This is a genomic window from Shewanella sp. SM68, from assembly GCF_025653925.1.
Classification (GTDB): domain Bacteria; phylum Pseudomonadota; class Gammaproteobacteria; order Enterobacterales; family Shewanellaceae; genus Shewanella; species Shewanella oncorhynchi.
This window is the reverse complement of the sequence record NZ_JAKKRU010000037.1, coordinates 1-656: the sequence shown is the minus strand read 5'-3', so window position 1 is coordinate 656 and position 656 is coordinate 1. Positions and strand designations below refer to the sequence as shown.

At 48.0% G+C, this 656-nt stretch carries 1 rRNA gene; it reads right to left on the bottom strand.

Going from position 1 to position 656, the window contains the following annotated elements:
• Positions 1 to 331, bottom strand: a 16S ribosomal RNA gene (locus L5M40_RS22535); the annotation flags it as partial.
• Positions 332 to 656 lie beyond the last annotated feature (325 nt).

Here is a 656-nt window from a genome sequence, read left to right as displayed (position 1 = left end):
CGTGTCTCAGTCCCAGTGTGGCTGATCATCCTCTCAGAACAGCTAGGGATCGTCGCCTTGGTGAGCCATTACCTCACCAACTAGCTAATCCCACCTAGGTTCATCCAATCGCGGAAGGCCCGAAGGTCCCCTCCTTTCCCCCGTAGGGCGTATGCGGTATTAGCAGTCGTTTCCAACTGTTATCCCCCTCGACTGGGCAGATCCCTAGGCATTACTCACCCGTCCGCCGCTCGCCRCCTCAGRAGTAAAYTCCCTTGYGCTGCCGCTCGACTTGCATGTGTTAGGCCTGCCGCCAGCGTTCAATCTGAGCCATGATCAAACTCTTCAATTAAAGTTTTGTTGCTTCCGTCTTGCGACTTCAGCGGCTCAATGAATTCTGATTTTTTGTTCCCACTTAAAAGCAGAAACAAACTGTACATATTACTATGAACACTCATTGTTACATTGATTTAAATTTTTGACTGCCAACCCGAAGGTTAAGCAGTTTCGATTAACTCAACACCTGTGAGTGTCCACACAGATTTCTTGTTTTATCTTGTTAAAGAGCAACTCAATATTCGTAAGAGAACTTGAGTACCACACTGAGCGTCGAACGCTTCCAGTTGGCTAGGGCTGCGTATTCTACGCATTTCCCGTTTCGCGTCAAGGAGTTTTTT